This window comes from Microcoleus sp. PH2017_09_SFU_O_A, assembly GCF_020738625.1.
In the GTDB taxonomy this organism is placed as follows: domain Bacteria; phylum Cyanobacteriota; class Cyanobacteriia; order Cyanobacteriales; family Microcoleaceae; genus Microcoleus.
In genome coordinates this window covers 86,727-108,120 of the sequence record NZ_JAEQCF010000031.1, presented here as the reverse complement: position 1 = coordinate 108,120, position 21,394 = coordinate 86,727, and the positions used below count along the sequence as shown (strand labels likewise).

General features: G+C 46.6%; 14 protein-coding genes. 9 read left to right on the top strand and 5 right to left on the bottom strand.

Annotated elements, in window-relative coordinates:
- The first annotated feature begins 130 nt into the window (after window positions 1-130).
- The 4 genes from JGK16_RS13535 (at window position 131) to JGK16_RS13520 (ending at window position 5,146) form a co-directional block, all read left to right on the top strand.
- Entirely contained in the window at window positions 131-802 is a 672-nt protein-coding gene (locus tag JGK16_RS13535) for a glutathione S-transferase (RefSeq protein ID WP_293190925.1), read from the top strand.
- Window positions 803-997: 195 nt separating this feature from the next.
- Complete coding sequence (dpdE, locus tag JGK16_RS13530) at window positions 998-4,333, top strand: protein DpdE (RefSeq protein WP_293190923.1); 3,336 nt, start codon at window positions 998-1,000, stop codon at window positions 4,331-4,333.
- Window positions 4,334-4,610: 277 nt separating this feature from the next.
- The gene (locus JGK16_RS13525; protein WP_293190921.1) at window positions 4,611-4,955 is read left to right on the top strand and encodes a hypothetical protein; all 345 of its coding nucleotides are present in this window, start codon (window positions 4,611-4,613) and stop codon (window positions 4,953-4,955) included.
- Window positions 4,952-5,146 carry a hypothetical protein gene (locus JGK16_RS13520; RefSeq protein WP_293179877.1) on the top strand — a complete coding sequence of 65 codons (195 nt, stop codon included), beginning with the start codon at window positions 4,952-4,954 and terminating at the stop codon, window positions 5,144-5,146. The genes JGK16_RS13525 and JGK16_RS13520 overlap by 4 nt, the downstream gene beginning before the upstream one ends.
- 129 nt (window positions 5,147-5,275) lie before the next feature.
- Here the strand turns inward: JGK16_RS13520 and JGK16_RS13515 are convergent, their stop codons facing one another.
- The 4 genes from JGK16_RS13515 to JGK16_RS13500 all read right to left on the bottom strand — a co-directional run bounded on the left by JGK16_RS13515 (window position 5,276) and on the right by JGK16_RS13500 (window position 9,232).
- Complete coding sequence (locus JGK16_RS13515; protein WP_293190919.1) at window positions 5,276-6,466, bottom strand: pentapeptide repeat-containing protein; 1,191 nt, start codon at window positions 6,464-6,466, stop codon at window positions 5,276-5,278.
- 148 nt (window positions 6,467-6,614) lie between these two features.
- Window positions 6,615-7,253, bottom strand: coding sequence for a Uma2 family endonuclease (locus JGK16_RS13510; protein ID WP_293179883.1), 639 nt, complete (start codon window positions 7,251-7,253; stop codon window positions 6,615-6,617).
- 189 nt (window positions 7,254-7,442) lie between these two features.
- Window positions 7,443-8,027, bottom strand: a complete 585-nt coding sequence (locus JGK16_RS13505) for a Uma2 family endonuclease (protein ID WP_293190917.1) — start codon at window positions 8,025-8,027, stop codon at window positions 7,443-7,445.
- 38 nt (window positions 8,028-8,065) lie between these two features.
- Entirely contained in the window at window positions 8,066-9,232 is a 1,167-nt protein-coding gene (locus JGK16_RS13500; RefSeq protein WP_293179886.1) for a pentapeptide repeat-containing protein, read from the bottom strand.
- A gap of 1,083 nt (window positions 9,233-10,315) precedes the next feature.
- On the opposite strand from JGK16_RS13500, the gene JGK16_RS13495 reads away from it, so the two are divergent.
- Window positions 10,316-10,462, top strand: a complete 147-nt coding sequence (locus tag JGK16_RS13495) for a hypothetical protein (RefSeq protein ID WP_293203166.1) — start codon at window positions 10,316-10,318, stop codon at window positions 10,460-10,462.
- Here JGK16_RS13495 and gatB read toward each other — a convergent pair.
- Window positions 10,459-11,949: an Asp-tRNA(Asn)/Glu-tRNA(Gln) amidotransferase subunit GatB gene (gene gatB, locus JGK16_RS13490; protein WP_293190915.1), complete on the bottom strand. Its 1,491-nt coding sequence runs from the start codon at window positions 11,947-11,949 to the stop codon at window positions 10,459-10,461. The two genes, JGK16_RS13495 and gatB, sit on opposite strands and share 4 nt — an antisense overlap.
- Window positions 11,950-12,276: 327 nt before the next feature.
- On the opposite strand from gatB, the gene JGK16_RS13485 reads away from it, so the two are divergent.
- The 4 genes from JGK16_RS13485 to JGK16_RS13470 all read left to right on the top strand — a co-directional run bounded on the left by JGK16_RS13485 (window position 12,277) and on the right by JGK16_RS13470 (window position 21,174).
- A complete protein-coding gene (locus JGK16_RS13485) occupies window positions 12,277-12,513 on the top strand; it encodes a hypothetical protein (RefSeq protein WP_293179892.1) in 237 nt (78 codons plus the stop codon).
- Between the two features lie 91 nt (window positions 12,514-12,604).
- Window positions 12,605-15,892, top strand: a complete 3,288-nt coding sequence (locus tag JGK16_RS13480; protein WP_293190913.1) for a PAS domain S-box protein — start codon at window positions 12,605-12,607, stop codon at window positions 15,890-15,892.
- Between the two features lie 395 nt (window positions 15,893-16,287).
- Window positions 16,288-19,458 carry an EAL domain-containing protein gene (locus JGK16_RS13475; RefSeq protein ID WP_293179898.1) on the top strand — a complete coding sequence of 1,057 codons (3,171 nt, stop codon included), beginning with the start codon at window positions 16,288-16,290 and terminating at the stop codon, window positions 19,456-19,458.
- Between the two features lie 126 nt (window positions 19,459-19,584).
- Window positions 19,585-21,174, top strand: a complete 1,590-nt coding sequence (locus JGK16_RS13470) for a glycoside hydrolase family 57 protein (protein WP_293179901.1) — start codon at window positions 19,585-19,587, stop codon at window positions 21,172-21,174.
- Window positions 21,175-21,394 lie beyond the last annotated feature (220 nt).

Genomic DNA, 21,394 nt, shown 5'->3' with positions numbered 1-21,394 from the left:
ACCAAGAAAGGTATGTTGTTGGGCTTGAGCCCCAAGAGCGCTGAAGCGCAACTACGTACCAAGAAAGGTATGTTGTTGGGCTTGAGCCCCAAGAGCGCTTGCATCGCAACTACGTACCAAGAAATGCCCAATGCCCAATGACTATATGTCACCAATATATCCAATTTTATATTCATTCCGCCGTTGTCCCTATGCTATGCGCGCACGTTTAGCGCTGATGATTAGCAATCGCGCGTGTGAGTTGCGGGAAGTTGTTTTGCGAGACAAACCACAAGAAATGTTAGACGTATCTCCGAAAGGTACAGTACCGATATTGATTGATGTTGACGGGCGCGTACTCGATCAAAGTATCGATATCATGTTGTGGGCGTTGGAACAACACGATCCTGAAAAATGGTTGAGGCCAAAGGAAGGTTCTGTTGCAGAAATGCTGGAACTTATCTCTCAATTTGATTATGGGTTTAAATATCATCTTGACCGTTATAAATACCCTGAGCGTTATGCTGGTGTTGATGCTCAAGCACATCGCGATGAATGTGCTTTATATCTGGGGAAACTCAATGCTAAGTTAATCAAGAATAAATATTTGTTTGGTAATAATGTAGCATTGGCTGATATGGCGATCGCACCTTTTGTCCGTCAATTCGCCCATACCGATAAAATTTGGTTCGAGGAACAGCCTTGGATTCCCCTACAAGCTTGGTTGACAGCCTTCACCGACTCGGAAATTTACGCCAGTGTGATGCAGAAATACCCCAAATGGGAATCGGGGAATCCCACCGTTATTTTTGGGCGATCGTAATTATATTCAATCAACAGATAAGATTGCTTTCATTTGTTATCAATTCTTAAAATTATCTGCGTTTATCTGTGTTAATCTGCCGGATATCTGCGGTTTACCTATCCATCAAAAATTTATGCAATAAATCTCATATGTAATGTTATTCTATTCCCTCAGGCGTTAGTGTATTCTAACAGATATTGTCAGGCTAAAATTATGATTGATGTTGGTTCATTAGTTCGATCGCCCAAAAACGATATGGGAATCGGAAAAGTTGTCGAGGTATCCCACCCCGATGCCATAGTTGAATATTTTTGCTCAGTAAAAAACCGCATCCGCAAAACTGTACCCCTCAGTTTGCTACAAGAAGCCCGACTTCAGCGTCAAACCCGCTGCTACCTCTGGAGTACAAGTCAGGAAAGGTGGATAATTGGCCGAGTTTATGACTGGGATGAAGATAAACTAGAGTACGAAATTGACCTCCCCGACAGCCAAAGTTTGCAAGCTGTCGAAGCCGAGCTTTACGTTCGCTGCAATATCCCGATCGCCGATCCGATCGACATTTTAGCAGTTAAAGGCCAAGAAACTCCCTATTTTCACGATCGCCGTTTGGCTTTTGTCCAATCTGCGATCGAACAGCGCGCCGTCAGTCGCGGCATGACGGGCTTAATTTCTGCTAACATAGACCTGTACCCGCACCAAGTTGAAGTCGTGCGGCGCGTCCTAGAAGACCCAATCGTGCGCTATTTGTTGGCAGATGAAGCTGGACTGGGGAAAACAGTAGAAGCGGGAACAATTCTCCGCCAATTCTTGCTAGACGATGCTAACGGGCGCGCTGTGGTAATCGTTCCCAAATACCTGCTCGAACAGTGGCGGCAAGAGTTAGAAAATAAATTCTATTTGTCTCATTTTGCCGATCGAGTGCAGCTTGTTTCTTTGAGCGAAATCAATCAAATTAGCCGCAATGCTAACCTAGATTTTTTGATTGTTGATGAAGCGCAAGAACTCGCAGCCATGGCTAATTCGAGCGATCGCAATCAACAACAATCCTTTGAACTCTGCCAGAAACTAGCTCATAAAAGCAAAAATTTATTGTTATTATCTGCAACGCCAGTCATCGGCCGCGAGCAAGATTTTCTCACGATGCTGCACTTGCTAGACCCCACAACCTACCGTGTTGACGATTTACAAAGTTTCAAAGCACAGGTGCAGAACCGTCAAGAAATTGGTCGAACTTTACTCGATTTCCGAGAGACAACACAGCCTGCTGTTTTGCAAACAAAACTTGCTCAACTTCGCACTCTTTTTGCTAAAGATGATTATTTAATCGCATTGGCAAAGGAATTAGAAAAAAGCCTAAAAACCAAAGAAACCGAAGAAAAATCTCGCCTGATCCGAACTATTCGCACCCACGTTAGAGATACCTACCGCCTGCACCGCCGCATTCTCCGCAACCGCCGGGATGCGGTGGAAGATGTGATTTTCGATCGCGATACAGTACCTAAAGCCGAGTACGATCTGAATGACGAACAGTGGTCTGAAATTCAAACTGTACTCGATAAATGGCGCGCTGCTGCTCCCAAATCTAGCGAATATCAGAGAATTTTTCTGCTGTTTTTCCGCGCTTCCGGTACTTGGTTGAATGTTTTGGAACGGGTTATCAAAGCTCGCTTGCAGAAAAAATCTAGTCCAGAGCTCGATCGCGAATTTGGACAAAGCGACACCGCAATTTTGACCAGAACTGCGCTGTTTTCCGAAGAAAGGGAACTGCTGGAAACCTTGCTCAACACTGTGTCAAAGGTCGAGGAAGGGTTCGATCGACTGGGTTTGTTACGAATCGCTATTTTGCGATTTCTCGCAGTTGCATTGAAGGTTCCGCGCGAATATCACAGCAATCCTCGCGATTTGCTCTCCAGAATTCAACAGCAAATTAAACGGCCGATTCCGGGCGAACGTTTCCCGAAAATTGTGATTTTCACCAGTTTTACGACGACTTGTCAAGAGATTGCGGAAAATTTAGCTAAAATCTTTGGTAAAAAGGCGATCGCCAGTCATGACATGACCAAATCAGCGGATGATGTGGAGGCGAATCTCCATCGGTTTAAGACTGAACCGCATTGTTTTGTCTTGGTGTGCGATCGATCGGCAGAAACAGGCGTCAACCTACAATTTATAGATTGGTTAGTCCACTTCGATTTACCGTGGTTTCCCAACCAGCTAGAACAAAGACTCAGCAGAGTCGATCGCATTGGTAGCAAAATGGGAGTGCAATTTTGTTTGTTTGCAGGCCCGGATATGCCCGATAGCCCCCACGAAGCTTGGTTTCAAGTCTTAAAAAACGGGTTTGATATCTTCAACAAATCGATCGCCAGCCTTCAGTTTTATGCCGAAACCAAACTGATTACACTTGAAGAAAAGTTGTTTACTGAAGGAGCAAAAGGCCTATCAAGCGAACTTGAATCGATTAAAACTGAAATCGAACAAGAGAAAATCAAAATCGATGAACAATACGCCCTCGATGAAATTGATATTCTTGATGACAGCGCATCTCAGTATTTTGAATCCCTCGACAACTGCGACGCACGCCATAAAGAAATGCAGCGGGCGGCGGAAGGTTGGTTGTGTCAAGCCCTCCATTTCAAACAAGTCGAACATCCCAGTATCTCTGGTTTGGTGCGCTATCAACCTACTCAAAAAACCTTAATTCCCTCCAAGGATTTGACAACTCAATTAGTTCCCTATTGTCAGCAATACGGTAGTTACAATCGGCGTATTGCTCATCAAAATATCGATGTCGTGCTTTATCGAACAGGCGAGGGATTAATTGATGCACTGGGCGCCTATGTTCGCTGGGACGATCGGGGTCAAGCTTTTGCGATGTGGCGTCACGATGAAAGTTGGGATGCTGCGGAAGGGAAGGAATGGTTTGGCTTTCAGTTTAATTATTCAATTCAGACTGATGTGCAGCCTGCTGCTCAAATTTTGCAAGCACAAAACATCGAAAATTACAACTTAAAAGCTTTGCAACGGCGCGCTGATGCTCTGTTTTTACCAATTTTTGAAACTGTGTATGTAGATGCTCGCAGCGAACAAATGTCTCTGGTAGAAGATGCGGAAGTTTTGGCAATTTTGCAGCGGGGTTATAAAGGGAAAGGCGGCCCGAATCGGGATTACAATTTGTCTAAAAATCGCACGTCGCTGATTGACAATTTTGTAGATTCCCTGGATTGGGATGATTTTTGTCAGAAGGGGCGGGTGGTATCGGAGGAATTACTGCGCGGGCGCGAGGCTTTTGTCGAAATGTGCAATAATTCTGCTACCAGTGCTGCAATTCAACTCGAAAACCGGGTGAATCAATTGCAATTACGTTTGAATCGACTTTCTAAATCGGAACAGCTTTTAGAATCAGTTTTGGCTGATGAAATTAGTACCGAAAGTTTGTTGAGTCAAGCGGTTTTAGCGGGAATTCGCCACCCGCACCTAACTCTTGAGTCGGTAGGATTTATTGTGATTTCTGGGCGTGCTCCTGTGAAATCGGAGGATGAGGGATAATTTGTTTTGGTGAAGTGCGTAGGCCGGGGCCCGGGCGTAGCCATCGCTCTTTTTGAGGGCGATTCCCTACCCTTCACCGAACCCTTGCGGGAAGATAGCTTCGCTTCACGCTCTTTTTTGAACCGATTCGGGAACACGGGCTTTTGGGTTCGTGCCACGATGGACGCTGATGGATGAAAGGGATTTCGGTATGATTGTGAACTGCTTCGGATGTTGATCGATTACACTATGGTATGTTAAATTTTTATGGCAATAACTTAATTTTAGGGGTGTAAATATGGCTAATTTACCATCAAGAACTACTGAAATTATAAATCAATTAAAACAGCAGGCTTTAGATATTGTTAATGAAGCTTCTGCCTTGGAATTAACCATTTTTGAACTATTTGGAGAGACCGAGGCAACGATTGCGGCACTAGATGAAATGAAAAGTGCAGCCGATGATGCTGAATCTTCCTACTCTCAACTATCTACTATCCAGCTTCAAATTGCCCAAGCTCAACCTGTTGCCTCTGGTGATATGCTACAATTACTAGAACGAGCTATAGCACGAACCCAAGCAAGGATTCCGGCACTGGAGCGTAGTATTGAAGAAGTTAAGATGGAATACAACTTGCCATGAATAAACAACCGCGCATCCCCGATCCAGAAACATCTAAACGTTTGCTAGCTAACCTCCGCCGAACTCGTATGGAGGTTCAAGAAGTCAATTTAGAATTAGGAGAAATTAATACGCTACTGGCAGAACAGCTTCGCCTGCAAAGATTGAATCGAGTCAGGCGATCGCTCAATAGCTCTACAGCAGAATTGTAAATTTATTAGCCAAAGCCACAAAAAGTTTAAGAAACGCGAGCGATATTTTTTGAACCGATCTATCGCACAGGCTTTTGGGCCCGTGCCACGATGGATGCGGATGGATGAACGGGATCTGGCATTTACGGGCTAAACATCCTCAAAAATTGCTCCCCGCTGCTGTAAATTTAGCTTGACATCTTCCGCAAGTCCCGAGTTATTCCCAAACCTCGCTGACTTGACATTCGCACCGCTGAAATTAGCATTTGTTAGGTTAACTTCGAGCAGATTTGCGCGACTAAAATCGGCACCGCTGAGGTTTGCTAAAGCCAGACTGGCGCGGTACAAATCTGCACCGCTCAAATCTGCATTTCCGAGGAAAGCGCCACTCAAATCTGCACCGCCAAATTTGGCGTTTTGCAGGTTGGCGTCGCTGAAATCGGCATCGTTTAAGTTTGCACCCCGGAAATTTGCCGCCGGGAGATTTGCACTACTAAAATCCACTGCACTTAAACTTGTCCCGCGCAAGCTACCGCCCGCGAAATCCAGTGCGGGATTGAGATTGGCGATTGTTGCCAGTTCTACAAAATCATCGGTTTCAGCAGCTATAATGCGATCGACCATTTCCTGCAACTCGGCTTCGGCTGGCGCGATAATTTCCACCTCAGGCTGTTCCACCGCAGGCAAATTGTAAGACAATAGCGCCCAACTGAGAGCCGGTTGGAGCTTATTTGCTAAATATACAGTCAGGATTCTTTCTAAAACCGAATGTTGATTTGGCGTAATATCGTGCGGCCACAAACCCTCCGCATCTGTGAGATAAATATCTTCTTTCGCAACTTCAAAAGCCGCTGCAATCCGCAATGGTTTGGCGGGAAATTCTCCCAGTTTAACACTTTTTAGCAAACCTTTTAATATTGGTTTTCCCCGTTTTAATGAAAAAATCCAAGCGGGTTTTGTATCGTCGCCGATTGTGGAAACATGACAAAACGTGCAGTCAGTTTCCTGGATTTTTTCCACCTTCTCGTTGTCTCGGACTTTCCGCTGACTTTCGGTTGACAAAATCTCTGTACTGCTGTCGATGGGCGACAGCTCAAAATCACCCACTAATTGACGCGATGCTACCGGAATTTCGCAGTTTTCCAGATTTAGTTTGAGCGTTCCGCCTTGCAGACCAAATTTAACGCGGCCGCCCAGCAGCGGTTCCCAATGCTCGTTAAAATTGAGGCTCAAGTGAATGTCAAGCTGCTGGGTTTGGGCTGCAACTGATGGCACTGGAATTGCTTCTAGTTGCATCCACAAGCAATCTGGGTATTTGTTGTGAGACTCTAGCGATCGCATATCGGTAGAAGTGCTGGCTCTGCCAGACTGTGATGGAGATTTTGACGAGTGCTTTATTTTATTTTATCACTATTGAGCCAAACTATTGATCGAATTTTTATCTGTGATAATTTATCGTTGGTTGGCGACACCCGTGATGCACCTTAGCTTAATTGGTTGGTAGTATTTGGTTTTTTACCCAATTCCGAAATGCTTGAACTAATTCTAAATAATCCATTGTTTCCGCCTGTTGCAAAAAACCGACAATTTCTAAAATAGGTACAGTGGGAAATGCTAAACTGCGATCGCACGAAACGTATGCTCTATTTTCTAATCTATTGATAATCAGGCGTTCGCCGTTATAAATCCAAACTTCCGGCACGCCGACATCAGCATAAACTTGCAAGCTATTTTCCGAGTAACTCGTGAGATCGAGTTCCACTACTAAATCAGGTGGCGGACTTTCCTTCGTGTCAATTCTTTTTATTCCTTTAATTGCAGATAAATTCTGGATGTAAAAACATTCATTTGGTTCTGCACTGCTGAGTTCTGGACGCTTAAAAGTTGTGGAACCGACGGCTGCAATGTTCAGTCCGAATTCTTCAGCCAGGGTTTCCACAAATCTGCCGATTATTGTTTTGTAAAATTGGTGTTCTGGTGAAGGTTCCAGAATCTCTAGATTGCCACCATTGTATTTCAGCCGCAGTGGCCGGTCAATGTATTCGGCGAGCAAGGTTTCGTAGGTTTGCCAACTGATACCCGATAACTGGATATTTTGGCCTGGCGAGGTGAGATTTTCAGCGGGCATAGTGGTATTTTGCTGAGTAGTTAGATCGCACTTTTGGATTATACCATCAATTCGGGCGATCGATCGGCACCTTCACTAGATAAGATTGCATAAATCTTTGATTGATAGATCGACCGCAGATGCAGGGCTGATGAACACAGATAAACGCAGATAATTTCCAGATAGTCTGTAAATGAATGCAATTCAAGTCTACTCACCCATCTGCGCCGGAAATACCGCAGATAAATCGAGAGACAAATCTGGGAAACCTGGAATTACCACAACCTCATTCGGCAAAACCACTCGTTTGACTCGATAATCGAAACCACCTGTTTGTTTCTGATAAGGTTCGCTGTACATTTCCAGTTGAGGCTCTACCAAATTAAATATCCAATAATCAGAAATTCCCGATTCAGCGTAAAGAGATAACTTCGTTCTCCGATCGTACTTCAATGTCGAATCAGAAACCTCAATTACCAACAAAATATCAGCAGCTAGGGGGTGAGAAGATACATAATTGTCAGAACGGCGGGCAATAACCACATCAGGTTCTGGTTCACTATCATCTGACAAAATAATCGGTTCCTGTACGCGCACGCGAGCGCGTCTTGCCAGTAAAATGATTAACTCCTCAACTAAAAGAGTATTACAAACCGAGTGAAGCCTACCTTTAGCAGCCATTTTGATAATTTCTCCGCGAATCAATTCAAATCGGTTATCGGATTCAAAAAATCCCAGTTCTGCCAAACGGTCATATTCGGCGATCGAGAATCGTTTTGCAGTTACGGCAGTCATAGCTTTTATTCCCCTCTACAATTACCAACATTCCTATTTTACTCGAAAATCCCGCCCCGCGTCGTCAACTCAACTTTGACCCCTTCCGAAATCCCCAAACAACCAACAAACCTCGCATTCTCCACTACCACATTTTTTAAATCCGCGCGGCTTAAATCTGCACCGTTTAAATTTGCACCGCTCAAATCAACACCGCTCAAGTCAGCATTTTTGAAATCAGTGTTTGTCAAATTCGCATTAACTAAAATTGCATTCGGTAAATAAGCACTGCTCAAATTAGCCCCGGTTAAATTTGCACCGGTTAAATTTGCCCTCGGCAGCTTGGTTCGCAAATCTGCACCGCTTAAATTGGCACTGCTGAGTTCAGCATCCCGCAAATTAGCATTGCACAAAGTAGCATCAATTAAAATAGCAGAACTCAGCAAAGCACCGCTGAGATCTGCCAAGGTCAAATCTGCACCTTGGAGGTTGGTTTCGCGTAAATCTGCACCGTTCAAATCAGCGTAGTTCAAGTCAAAATTCCTTAAATCAGCTCCGGCAAAATCTTCGACGGGATTCAAACCAACTGTTTCTGCAAGTTGGACAAAATCATGATGTTTGTCGGTTAAAAACAGTTCCCGCACGATCGCCAATTGCTGCTGTCGGTACTCGTCGGCTTTCTCGTAATCGGCTAAATATTTGTAAGCCAGCTTCAAACTCTTGAGAGCACTGCGCTCAACGCGATCGTCCTGGTGGGCGCGCGCCATCGACAATTGCTGCTGATAACACTCGATCGCATCGGGCAAATTTCCATTAGCATCGCAAGCCAGGGCCAAATTGCCCAAAGCTTCCAACTCTCCGCGAAAGTCGCCAGTCTCTCGCGCGATCGCCAAACGCTGCTGCTGGTAATCAATAGCACCAGAAAAATCTTCAAGGGCACAGCAAGCATTGCCCAGATTTCCCAAAGCATTTGCCTCGCCCCGGCGATCGCCAATTTCCCGCGCTAACACCAAATGCTGCTGATAACAGTCGATCGCGCGATCGTAATTCAAGAGCGCCTCGTAAGCCACGCCCATATTACCCAACGCTGCACCCGATCGGCGCTTATCGTCCATTGAGCGATACAGCGTCAGGGCTTCCTGCCAAGAATCCAGCGCCGCCTCAAATTGGTGCGCCTGATATTGCAAAATCCCTTGCTTGATTAGCTCGCTAGCTTGTTCGCTCATGCTGTCAAAATCACTTAATAACTCAAGTTGATATTAATCGACTTCCAGCGGTAATTGCTAATGGGTAATTGCTAATGGGTAATTGCTAATGGGTAATTGCTAATGGGTAATCGGCAATCAGTATGGCCAACTCTCGCCATTGTCCCCTCTCCCATTCTCCCCATTCAGACAAAAAAAGGAGAGTCACCTCAGTAACTCTCCCGACCATCAGGGTGCATCTCTGTAACATGATATAACATATTGAGAATGAGGGGCAAAGCCCAGTTTGTCAGGCTTTGATGAAAAAGTATAGCTGGCGCAACGATTTAAACCTTGCGGGCTGAAGATTGGCAGTTGCTTCAGGTATCTTCCTTCGTGACAAGCGTCCTCGCGGTTCCACAATTCGGGATTCTTCCAAGCAGAAACCGCTCATCAGTATTTTCACGTCCGTGCCCCACAAAAAAAGACAAAAAAAAAGAGAGAGCTACGGAAGTAACTCTCCCTGCCATCAGGGTGCATCTACATAACAGACTATAACACATTAGGGATGAGGGGTGACACCATCTTATGTAAAATTTTAATGAAGAAGTATAGCTAGCCCAAGCGCCTCAAACCTTTACATATCAAGATTGCCAGCTTCTTATTGTCTATTTCTGACTGTCTTTAGCATTTTCCTGCTGCGATTATTCGGTATTGGTCCAGCCAGAATCTTGCGATCCGTATTTTTACGACCGTAGTCACAAAAAAAAAGACAAAAAAAGAGAGAGCTACGAAAGTAACTCTCTTTGCCATCAGGGTGCATCTACATAACACAATATAACACGACAGGACTGAGGGGTGATACCCCCAAATGTGAAGATATTGTCAAGAAATGTATACTTAATTGTAAAGTTACCATGAAGCGGGAAGGACGGGCTCAGGAAAAACCGATTGCCCGCTACTCTATCCGCTACACGATACCACGATTGAAACCTTCCAGAAACCGCTCATCCGTATTTTCACGTCCGTGTCCCACAAAAAAAAGACAAAAAAAAGAGAGAGCTACGGAAGTAACTCTCCTTGCCATCAGGGTGCATCTACATAACAGAATATAACACAACAGGCATGAGGGGTGATACCCCTAAATGTGAAGATATTGTCAAGAAATGTATACTTAATTGTAAAGTTACCATGAAGCGGGAAGGACGGGCTCAGGAAAAACCGATCGCCCGCCACTCTATCCGCTACACGACTCCTTTAACGACTGCTTAGGCTGGGCTGTTAAGCTTGGCTGCCAGCAACTCATTGGTCAATTTGGGATCTGCCCGGCCGCCTGTTTCTTTCATCACCTTGCCGACGAAAAAGCCCAGCAGCTTAGTTTTGCCAGCCCGGTACTGTTCGAGCTCCTTGGGATTGGCGGCCAACACTGCATCGATCGCGCGATCGATCGCCCCTGTATCAGAAATTTGAATCAAACCCTTGCTTTCAACCAACTTCTGAGGCGAACCGCCGTTTGCTAGTAACTCCGGCAAAATATCCTTAGCGATTTTGCCGCTGATCGTGCCAGCATCAATTAGCCCCAGCAGTTCGGCCAAATCCTGCGGTTGGAAAGGAATTTGTGCGATCGCCAGTTTCTCATTTTTCAGATAAGCAGTGATATCGCCCATCACCCAATTCGCAGCGCCTTTAGCCACAGCACCGGCGGCGATCGACTTTTCAAAATACTCAGCCACCGCTTTGTCGTCAGTCAAAACCCGCGCGTCGTAGGGAGAAAGACCTAGTTGAGTTTCGTAGCGGTATCGTTTTTCTGCTGGCAATTCCGGCAGTTGAGCTTTCCAATCGTGCAGTTGATCTGCCGAAACTTCGATCGGAGGCAAATCCGGTTCCGGGAAATAGCGGTAATCGCTCGCACCTTCCTTAATCCGCATACTGAAAGTACACTGCTTGTTTTCATCCCAAAGCCGCGTTTCTTGGATGATGGTTTCGCCATTTTCGATCGCTTGAATTTGCCGCTCGATCTCGTAATCGATCGCCCGTTCGATCGCATTAAAAGAGTTCATATTTTTAATTTCCACCTTCGTGCCGAACTCTTTTCTGCCAACGGGGCGCACCGAAATATTCACGTCGCAGCGCAGGGAACCTTCCTGCATATTCCCGTCGCCGACACCGATATAACGCACGATCCGGCGCAATTCTTGACCGTACTCGGCAGCTTCCGCGCCCGTTCGCAAATCCGGTTCCGAAACAATTTCGATTAAAGGCACGCCGGCGCGGTTGTAATCTACCATTGAATAAGTAGAACCGCTGAGGCGATCGCTACCGCCGTGAACCAATTTCCCTGCATCTTCCTCCATGTGCAAGCGAGTGATTCCGATTTTTTTTCTAGTAGAATTGCCTGTCTCGTCCACCAGTTCAATTTCTATTGAACCGTTAGTAGCGATCGGCAAATCGAACTGAGAAATTTGATAATTTTTTGGCAAATCGGGATAGAAATATTGCTTGCGGTCAAACTTACTATAAGGTGCAATTTGACAGTTGAGAGCTAGCCCTGCCTTCACTGCATACTCCAGCACTTTTTGATTTAATACTGGCAACACTCCAGGCATCCCCATACAAATTGGGTCAATGTTAGTATTTGGAGCATTACCAAATTCTGTAGAAGAGCTGGAGAAAATTTTAGTATTCGTACTCAATTGACAGTGAGTTTCGAGACCGATAACAGCTTCGTACTGAGTTTTAACTGATGTAGCAGCAGTCATAAGAGACCTATAAAGACTGAATAACTTTAAGATTAGACCTCCGGGCTAGAAGCCCATCCCACAAAAATCTTTTTTCTTGTGGGATGGGCTTCTAGCCCGTCCCAAAATTTGGTTAAAAGGATTTTTGCAAGAGGTCTATTATATTTTAGCTGTTTATTGACGAAACCGACTTGGGAGTATTTGTCGGCTAGGGACGGTTTTCACTTCACACCGGCAGAGTTCGCAAACAAGATCGATCGACCATTTGGGCCACTGGTGGCTAATAATTGACTTCCCTGGGTTAGTTTTCCCCCGCCGCGCTCTTCTTGCTGGCGATCGGCACACCCAATGCTCTACTACGGATGCGCGATCGGCTCGCGCACAGATCTGCCTCAGTATTATTTCGACGCCACGGGAACACAATCCTGTGCAAAAATATACAGAGCAGAGTGCGCCCGTACTTGGGTGAGGAGAGTTTTGGGGCGATCGATCGCAAGTGCCGATCTGCACGCTAAACCTATACCTGCCGTCTTTAATAGCACCGCCGCCACTCAAAATCGGCGCCACGCACAAATTAAAAAGTAAAAATGTATAATTTAACAATAAACTACACATTTTTAATTGTTAAAGTTTAATTTAAAAGTCTCAACCTAACACTTGCTTAACTGTCAAAAATATGCCTGAAATTCCAGTGGAAAGTGCCGCACTGTTTCAGAACAGCATCACTGAGCTAGAGGAGGTGGAATCAGCCCTCGAACTCGCTTGGAACGAACTCGAAAAACAAACAGCAGAAACCATTGCTCAGATAGCCAAAGCCGGCGCCGCAAACGCACAGGAAATCAGCGAGCGCTTTGTCGCAGCCAAGGAACTCCGCCAGCAACTTCAAACCAAAATAAAACAAGCCAACTCGCAGCGGGAATTTCACCTAGAAAACTCGCCAATGGCAGTTCTAGAGTGGGATAGCGAACTGCGGGTAGTGCGGTGGTCGCCAATGGCCGAACAAATATTTGGCTGGAGTGCAGCAGAAATAATCGGCCAATACTGGCACGAATGCTCAATAATTTATCCAGAAGACTTCGAGCAAGTCAGCGCTGCGGCAAATCAAATGTTTTACAGCAGAGAACCCCGCAACGTTTGCCGCAACCGCAACTCTACCAAAGATGGCTCAGTAATTTACTGCGAGTGGTACAATTCTGCACTAATCGATGCAGAAGGAAAATTAGTTTCAATTCTGTCTTTTGCCACAGACATCACCGAACAGCACCGCACTCAAGAACAACTTCGCCAGCGCCAACAGGCCTTCAGCGCCCTAGCGGAAAATGCTACCGATATCATAGCGCGGTTCGATCGAGAACTGCGCCACCTTTACGTCAACAAAGAAGTCGAACGAGCCACCGGAAAACCCCCCTCAGAATTTATCGGCAAAAGCAACAAAGAATTAGGAATGTCCCCCCACATTTGCAACCTGTGGGACGAAGCGTGTGTCAAAGTTTGTCGCACCGGCAAACAAGAAACCATCGAATTTGACTTTCCCACTCCCGATGGGACAAAATACTATCAAAGTCGAGTAATTCCCGAATTTGCTGAGGACAATTCAGTAGAAACAGTTTTAAGCATCACCCGGGACATCACAGAAATCAAACAAGTCGAAGCTCAGTTGCGTCAAAGCGAAGCTAGGTTTAGGCGCGTAGTTAACTCTAATATTATCGGCATCTTTTTTTGGGAAATTAACGGTCAGATTACCGACGCAAATCAAGCTTTTTTAAACCTAGTAAAATACACAAGACACGATTTGCTTGAAAAAAAAATTAGCTGGCTAAAAATGACACCGCCAAAGTACCGCAGCCTAGACGAACAAAAACTTGCAGAAATGACAGTTACCACCACAGCTATTCCCTATGAAAAAGAATACATCTGCTCGGACGGCAGCCGCGTTCCGGTGCTGCTAGGCGCTGCATTTTTAGAAGGAAGCCAGGAAGTTGGGGTGAGTTTTGTGCTGGATTTGACACAGCGCAAACAAGCTGAATTAGAGCTGCAAAAACAGCAAAAACTTTTAGAAAGCATTGTTACAACCCTCCCGAACTTTCTGTACATTTACGACACAGAAGCACAGCAAAATATCTATGCCAATGCAGCCGTCACAGCCATCCTGGGCTACACTCCCCAAGAAATGCAAGAGTTGGGTACAGAAGCTATTTCTAGCTTAGTTCACCCCGAGGATCTGCACAAGTTAAGTGCAAGTATGCAGTGGCTGGCACACAGCACCAACCCTCACGCTACAAATGACACTGACTACAGAATCAAACACAAAAACGGCGAATGGCGGTGGGTGCACGATCGATCGACAATTTTCAAAAGAACCCCAGGGGGACAAATTCAGCAAATTATCGGTTCGATACTCGACATCAGCGATGCCGTGGCGGCAGCTACGCAACGCAAACAAGCCGAAGAATCCTTAAAAGAGCAAAACGAAGTGCTGCAAACAATCTTCGACAACGTGCCAGTCATGCTATCATTCTTGGGACATAGCGGTGAAATAGAGTGGGTAAACCGCTACTGGGAAAAAGTGCTGGGCTGGAGTTTTGCAGAACTCAAAAACTACGATATCTTTGCCGAATGCTACCCGCAGGCAGAATACCGCCAATACGTTTTGGATGAAATCCAAGCAGCAACTGAGAACTGGAAAGACTTCAAAACAACAGTTAGAGACGGGCGAATAATTGACACTACTTGGGCAAATATTCGTCTCTCCGACGGCCGACACATCGGCATCGGTCAAGATATCAGCGATCGCAAACGAGCCGAAGCAGAACTCAAACAGCTCTACGAAACTTTAGAAGTTCAAGTTGCCCAGCGTACCGCCGAACTTGAAACTTTTTTTGATGCTTTACCCGATCACATTTTTGTTGTAGAACGCGAAGATATGCGTCAGGTTTTTGTCAATCAACCTTTGGCAAAAATGGCAGGGTTCAACAGCCGAAAAGAAATGCAAGGAAAAACCGTGTCTGAGTGTTTTTCCCCTGAAGTTGTCACAAAATTTGTGCGTGAAAACTTGCTGGTATTTGAATCAGGTGAAACTCTACACTTGCAAGAAAAATTTGTATTGTCCGGCGATACTGTTTACTTCGACACTTTTAAAATTCCTCTCAGGAATCTCGATGGCGAGGTTTATGCTTTAATTGGCACTTCTCGCGATATCACTGAGTTGGTTGAGACAAAACAAGCTTTGTCGAAACGCACTGAGCAATTAGAGGCTGCTAATCAAGAATTAGAATCTTTTTGCTATTCTGTTTCCCACGATCTCCGCGCTCCTTTACGCCATATTTCAGGTTTTGTTAATGCTTTGAAACAACGCTTAGAATCAACTGAAATCTTGAACGATCCTAAAATCGTTCACTACATGGAAGTGATTGATGATAGCAGCCAAAAAATGAGTTTGTTGATTGACGGTTTACTCGCTCTTTCGCGGGTGGGCCGCACCGAGTTAGTGCAAATTCCGATCGATCTCACCCGCCTGGTGCAAACTGCGATTAAATTGACTAAACCCCGAACAGCCGGAGATCTGGGCCCAACTCCCGACAGCGTTGAATTTGCCGTCGGAGATTTGCCGACGGTGATGGGAGATCCCACCTTGCTGCAACAGGTGTTCAGCAACTTGATTAGCAACGCCGTCAAGTTCAGCCGCGGACGCACTCCGGCTACAATAGTTATTGATTCCTTACCTGATGGAACGATTTTTGTCAAGGATAACGGCGTGGGTTTTCCGATGGAATATGCCGATCGACTTTTTGGAGCCTTTGTGAGGCTGCATTCCCAGAGAGAATTTGAAGGTACGGGGATCGGTTTGGCGATCGTCGGGCGGATTATTCACCGCCACGGCGGCACGATTTGGGCAGAAAGCATACCTAGTCAAGGAGCCACGTTCTACTTTAAACTAGGCAAACAATCTCAAACAGCAATGTAGATTCGCAAGTGACCAGTATATAGCAGTTCTCAGAAAGATCGGGTACGCTTGGGTAATCGGGAAAAAGGTAATCGGCAATCACCGAAAAGCTTGCTGTTCAAAAGCTTTCTGGCACATTATTCATTACCTATTACCAGACATACGTCACTCTTCGCCTTCGATGCTATAGTAGTTCTTAATTTATAATTGAAAACTATTATACAGTTCAATAAGTAACAGTCGGTTCTGCCAGCCCTCCGTTGCACGTGCTAAATCAATGTCATCAAAACATCATTAATATTGCTAAAGCATTAAAAATCTAACTAAAAACAGTGATACAAACTTAACTATACTCAATTTAATAAATGAAATCTAGCCCAAAAACGAACAACAAATTTAATACTCCACAATACCGTATGTTAGATAGAACTCAGACAAACTATTTACTAAAAACAGTATCAGAATCAACGTTAAAATTGTTGATTGTCGAAGACATGGCGGAAGATCTGGAATTAATAGTGCTCGCGTTAGAAGCGGGGGGAGTAAATTTTAACTACGATACTGCCGAAACAGCAACAGAATGCAGACAACTGATCCACAATTGCAAGTACGACGCAGTGCTGTCAGATTACCGCCTCCCTGGGTTTAACGGTTTAGAAGTGTTGAAATTAATGCAGGAATTAGGGCAAGAAATACCATTTATTTTAGTAACGGGAAGTTTGGGAGAAGAAGCGGCAGTTGAGTGCATCAAAGCCGGCATGAACGATTTTGTATTAAAAGGGCGGCTGTTTAGGCTGCCAACAGTATTAGAACGATCGCTCCAAGAATACAAAATGCGCCGCCAGCAACAATTCGCGATCGCCCAAATTCAGCGGCAAGCGACTCGTGAGGCGATCGTCAACCGCATCATCCAAGCCATGCGCGAAACCCTGGTACTCGACGAAGTGCTGCAAACTACCGCAGATCAACTGCACGAATCTCTCGAAATCAGCGGCTGCGCGATCTTGCAGCCAGATGCTGAAGGCAGGATTGTAGTCCGCCATATCAGCAAAGCCGCAGAGAAACAAGGACTCATCGGGCTAAATTGCACATTTGCCCAACACTACCAAACCGAACTCGCGGCAGGAGAAGCCGTCGTCATCGAAGAGTTATCGGGCCTGTGCCCGTCCCTGCAAGCATCAGCAGAGTTTGTAGGGTTTCGCACCGTCACGATCGCACCGCTGCTTTACCGTCAGTCATTTTTGGGAGGAATTAGTATCTATCAGTGCGATCGCGATCGCTATTGGAGCGCCGAAGAACTGTCGCTACTCAAAGCGATCGCAGATCAATGTGCGATCGCAATCCACCAAGCCGAACTCTACCAACAAGCCCAAACCGAACTCGCAGAACGCAAACGCGCTGAAGCCGAAGTCCGCGGCATCCAGCAACAGCTAGCCACAATGGCAGCCAACATTCCCGGTTCAGTCTACCGCGCCGTGCTGCATCCAGACGGCACAACCTCCATGCCCTACATTAGTCCGGGGGTGCGCGAACTTACTGGGATCGGGCCAGAAGAAGCAATGGCGTACCCCGAACAGTTGACCAAAATCATCCATCCCGATGACAAAAGTTCCTATGACAGCAGCGTCGCAGCATCGAGTGCCAGTCTGTTGCCCTGCGATCGCCAGTACCGGATCCTGTTGAATTCAGGCCAAGTCAAGTGGGTGCAAGACAGCGCCAGATTTTCCAAAAACAAAAACGGGGACATCATTATAGACGGAGTAGCCCTTGATATCAGCGGACGCAAACAGGCAGAATCAGCCCTCAGACAAAGCGAACAGCGATTTCGATCGCTGATTGAAAACGCCACAGACATCACGATCATTCTCGACGCCGAGGGCATATTCCGCTACATCAGCCCTTCCGTCAAGCGAATTTTAGGCTACGCGCCCCACCAGGCGATCGGGCGCAGCGCCCTAGGGACTGTTCATCCCGACGACTGCGCCGCGATCGCCCAAACCCTCCACAAAGCCATTGAAAACCCCAAAACAAGCCAGTGCCCCCTGGAGTATAGAGTGCTCCACCGCAACGGTTCCTGGTGTTATGTAGAAGCTGTAGCCACCAATTTACTGCACGATCCGGCAGTCAAGGGCATCGTGATCAACTGCCACGACATCACTCAGCGCAAACTCGCCGAAGCACAATTGCTGCACGACGCTTTTCACGATGCCCTTACCGGATTGCCCAACCGATCGCTATTTAGCGATCGGCTGGAACACGCTCTGAGGCTAGCAAAACGGCGCAAAGACTACTTATTTGCCGTGCTGTTTCTCGATTTAGATCGATTTAAAGTAGTCAACGATTCCCTCGGCCATGCGATCGGCGATCAACTGCTAGTTGCGATCGCGCAGCGTCTAACAGCTTGTCTCAGAGTCGGAGATACAGTGGCCCGCCTCGGAGGAGACGAATTTGTGCTGTTACTCGAAGACATCGACGGCGTAAATGAAGCTACCAACATAGTCAACCGCTTGCAAAAGACAATCACCTCCCCCATCCTGCTAGACGGACACGAAGTCTTTATCACCGCCAGCATCGGCATTGCATTGAGCTCCGGCGAATACGAGGAACCGACAAGCCTGCTACGCGACGCCGATACAGCCATGTACCGCGCCAAAGAACTCGGCAGAGCCCGACACGAAGTTTTCAATAGTTCCATGCACGCCCACGCTTTGAAGCTGTTGCAGTTAGAAAATGACCTGCGACGGGCGATCGAATCAATTAGAGACCCCGCTAGAGAAGAAGACTCTCCGCAATCAGCCCGATCGGGCTTACCTCCCTTATCCCCAACACCCCAGTTTATCATTCACTACCAGCCGATTATGTCGATCGCCCATAACACAATTATCGGTTTTGAGGCCCTGGTGCGGTGGCAGCATCCTGAACGAGGCTTAGTTTCGCCCAACGAATTTATTCCCATAGCCGAAGAAACCGGATTGATCGTACCGCTGGGCCGCTGGGTACTCCGCACAGCTTGCCAGCAAATCCGCCAGTGGCAGCAGCTATTTCAAAATAACCCGCCCTTAAGCGTCAGCGTCAACCTGTCAGTCAAACAGTTTTCTCAGCCAGATTTAATCGAATATATCGATCGAGTTCTCGAAGAAAGTCACCTCGACGGCAACAGTTTAAAGCTAGAAATTACCGAAAGCGTACTCATAGAAAATTCCGAATCAGTCACAGCCATGCTGGTGCAGCTTAGAGCCCGAAACATACACCTGTGCATCGACGACTTCGGCACCGGCTATTCATCACTCTCCTACCTGCACCGCTTCCCCACCAATACCTTAAAAATAGACCGATCCTTTGTCAGCAGGATGGGAGGCGACTTCGACCTCGGCAAAGGAGGCATCGACCCCACAGAAATTGTGCGATCGATCGTGACTTTATCCCACAATTTAGGAATGGATGTAGTAGCAGAAGGAGTCGAAGAAGCCTCGCAACTATCGATACTCAAAGGATTAAAATGCGAGTTCGCCCAGGGATTCTTTTTCTCAAAGCCAGTAGACTCTCAAACAGCAGCAGTCTTAATCCAGCAGCAAGCACAAAATTAGAATTTGCGAAGATTTAGTCTGTCACACAAAGGTCATTAAAAAAACACTGAACTTTGTGGATCCCATTTCGGCATAAAATCTTAAAATATTTTAAAGCTGTCCCTAACTGGCGTCATCCAAATCATTATGGCTATTGGCTACCTCGCCCTCGTTCTCCACGCCCACCTGCCCTTTGTCCGCCACCCCGAAAGCGACTACGTTTTAGAAGAAGAATGGCTGTTTGAGGCGATCGCCGAAACCTACATTCCCCTGCTGCAAGTCTTTGAAGGGCTAAAGCGCGACGGCATCGACTTTAAAATTACCATGAGCATGACACCGCCCTTGGTAGCCATGCTGCGCGACCCCTTGCTGCAAGACCGTTTCGACGACCACTTAGCAAAACTCGAAGAACTAGCCGAACTCGAAATTGAACACAACAGCGACAACGGTCACGTTAGGTACTTAGCCGAACATTACACCGCCCACTTCTCCCAAGTTCGGAATTATTGGGAAAAGTTCGATCGAGATTTAGTCAAAGCCTTCAAACAATTTCAAGACAGCAACAACCTTGAAATCATGACCTGCGGGGCCACCCACGGCTACCTACCGCTGATGAAAATGTACCCCGAAGCAGTTTGGGCGCAAATACAAGTAGCCTGCGAAAGCTACGAACAAAACTTCGGCCGCCGCCCAAAAGGCATTTGGCTGCCCGAATGCGCCTACTACGAAGGCTTAGAGAGGATGTTAGCCGACGCCGGCCTCCGCTACTTCCTCACAGACGGTCACGGCATCCTCTACGCCCGCCCGCGTCCCCGCTACGGTAGCTACGCCCCAATTTTCACCGAATGCGGAGTAGCAGCATTCGGTCGGGATCACGAATCATCCCAGCAAGTTTGGTCATCCGAAGTCGGCTATCCGGGCGCCGCCGAATACCGCGAATTTTACAAAGATTTAGGTTGGGAAGCCGAATACGACTACATCAAACCCTACATCATGCCCAACGGCCAGCGCAAAAACACCGGGATTAAATATCACAAAATCACCGGTCGCGGATTGGGTTTAGGCGACAAACAGTTATACGATCCGTATTGGGCGCGGGAAAAAGCAGCCGAACACGCCAGCAACTTTGCCTTTAATCGCGAACGCCAAGTCGAGCACCTCAACGGCATCATGCAGCGTCCTCCGATTATCGTTTCACCTTACGACGCCGAACTTTTCGGTCACTGGTGGTACGAAGGGCCTTGGTTCTTAGACTACCTGTTCCGCAAGAGTTGGTACGACCAAAATACCTACGAAATGACGCACTTAGCCGATTATTTGCGCGGAAATCCGACTCAGCAAGTATGCCGTCCGTCCCAGTCTAGCTGGGGTTTCCGGGGTTTCCACGAATATTGGCTAAACGATACCAATGCTTGGATTTACCCGCACTTGCACAAAGCCGCGGAACGGATGATTGAATTGGGAAACATGGAAGCAGAGGATGAGTTGCAGTTGCGGGCTTTGAATCAGGCTGCGCGGGAAGTGTTGTTAGCTCAATCGTCTGACTGGGCGTTTATCATGCGTACAGGGACGATGGTGCCCTATGCAGTGCGGCGGACGCGATCGCACTTAATGCGTTTCCACAAGCTGTACGATGAAGTCAAAGAAGGCAAAGTCGATTCCGGCTGGTTGGAGAAGGTTCAGGAGATAGACAACATCTTCCCCGAGATCAATTATCGCGTTTATCGATCGCTTTAAGCAAACTTCGAGCTAATTTCCCGCATAAAAAAACCCGCCAGTGCGGGTTTTTTTATTAAGTCTTAATTTACCCGCTCGTAGTAAGTCTTAGGGTGCGCCGCCATCAACAATATGTCGAGCAAATCGAACCATATAGTAGCAACGCACCATGCCAGGGGTGGCTTAACTAATATCATTTCTCTCAATTAGGACTTACGCACTGGTGGTCTGAAACCGGATT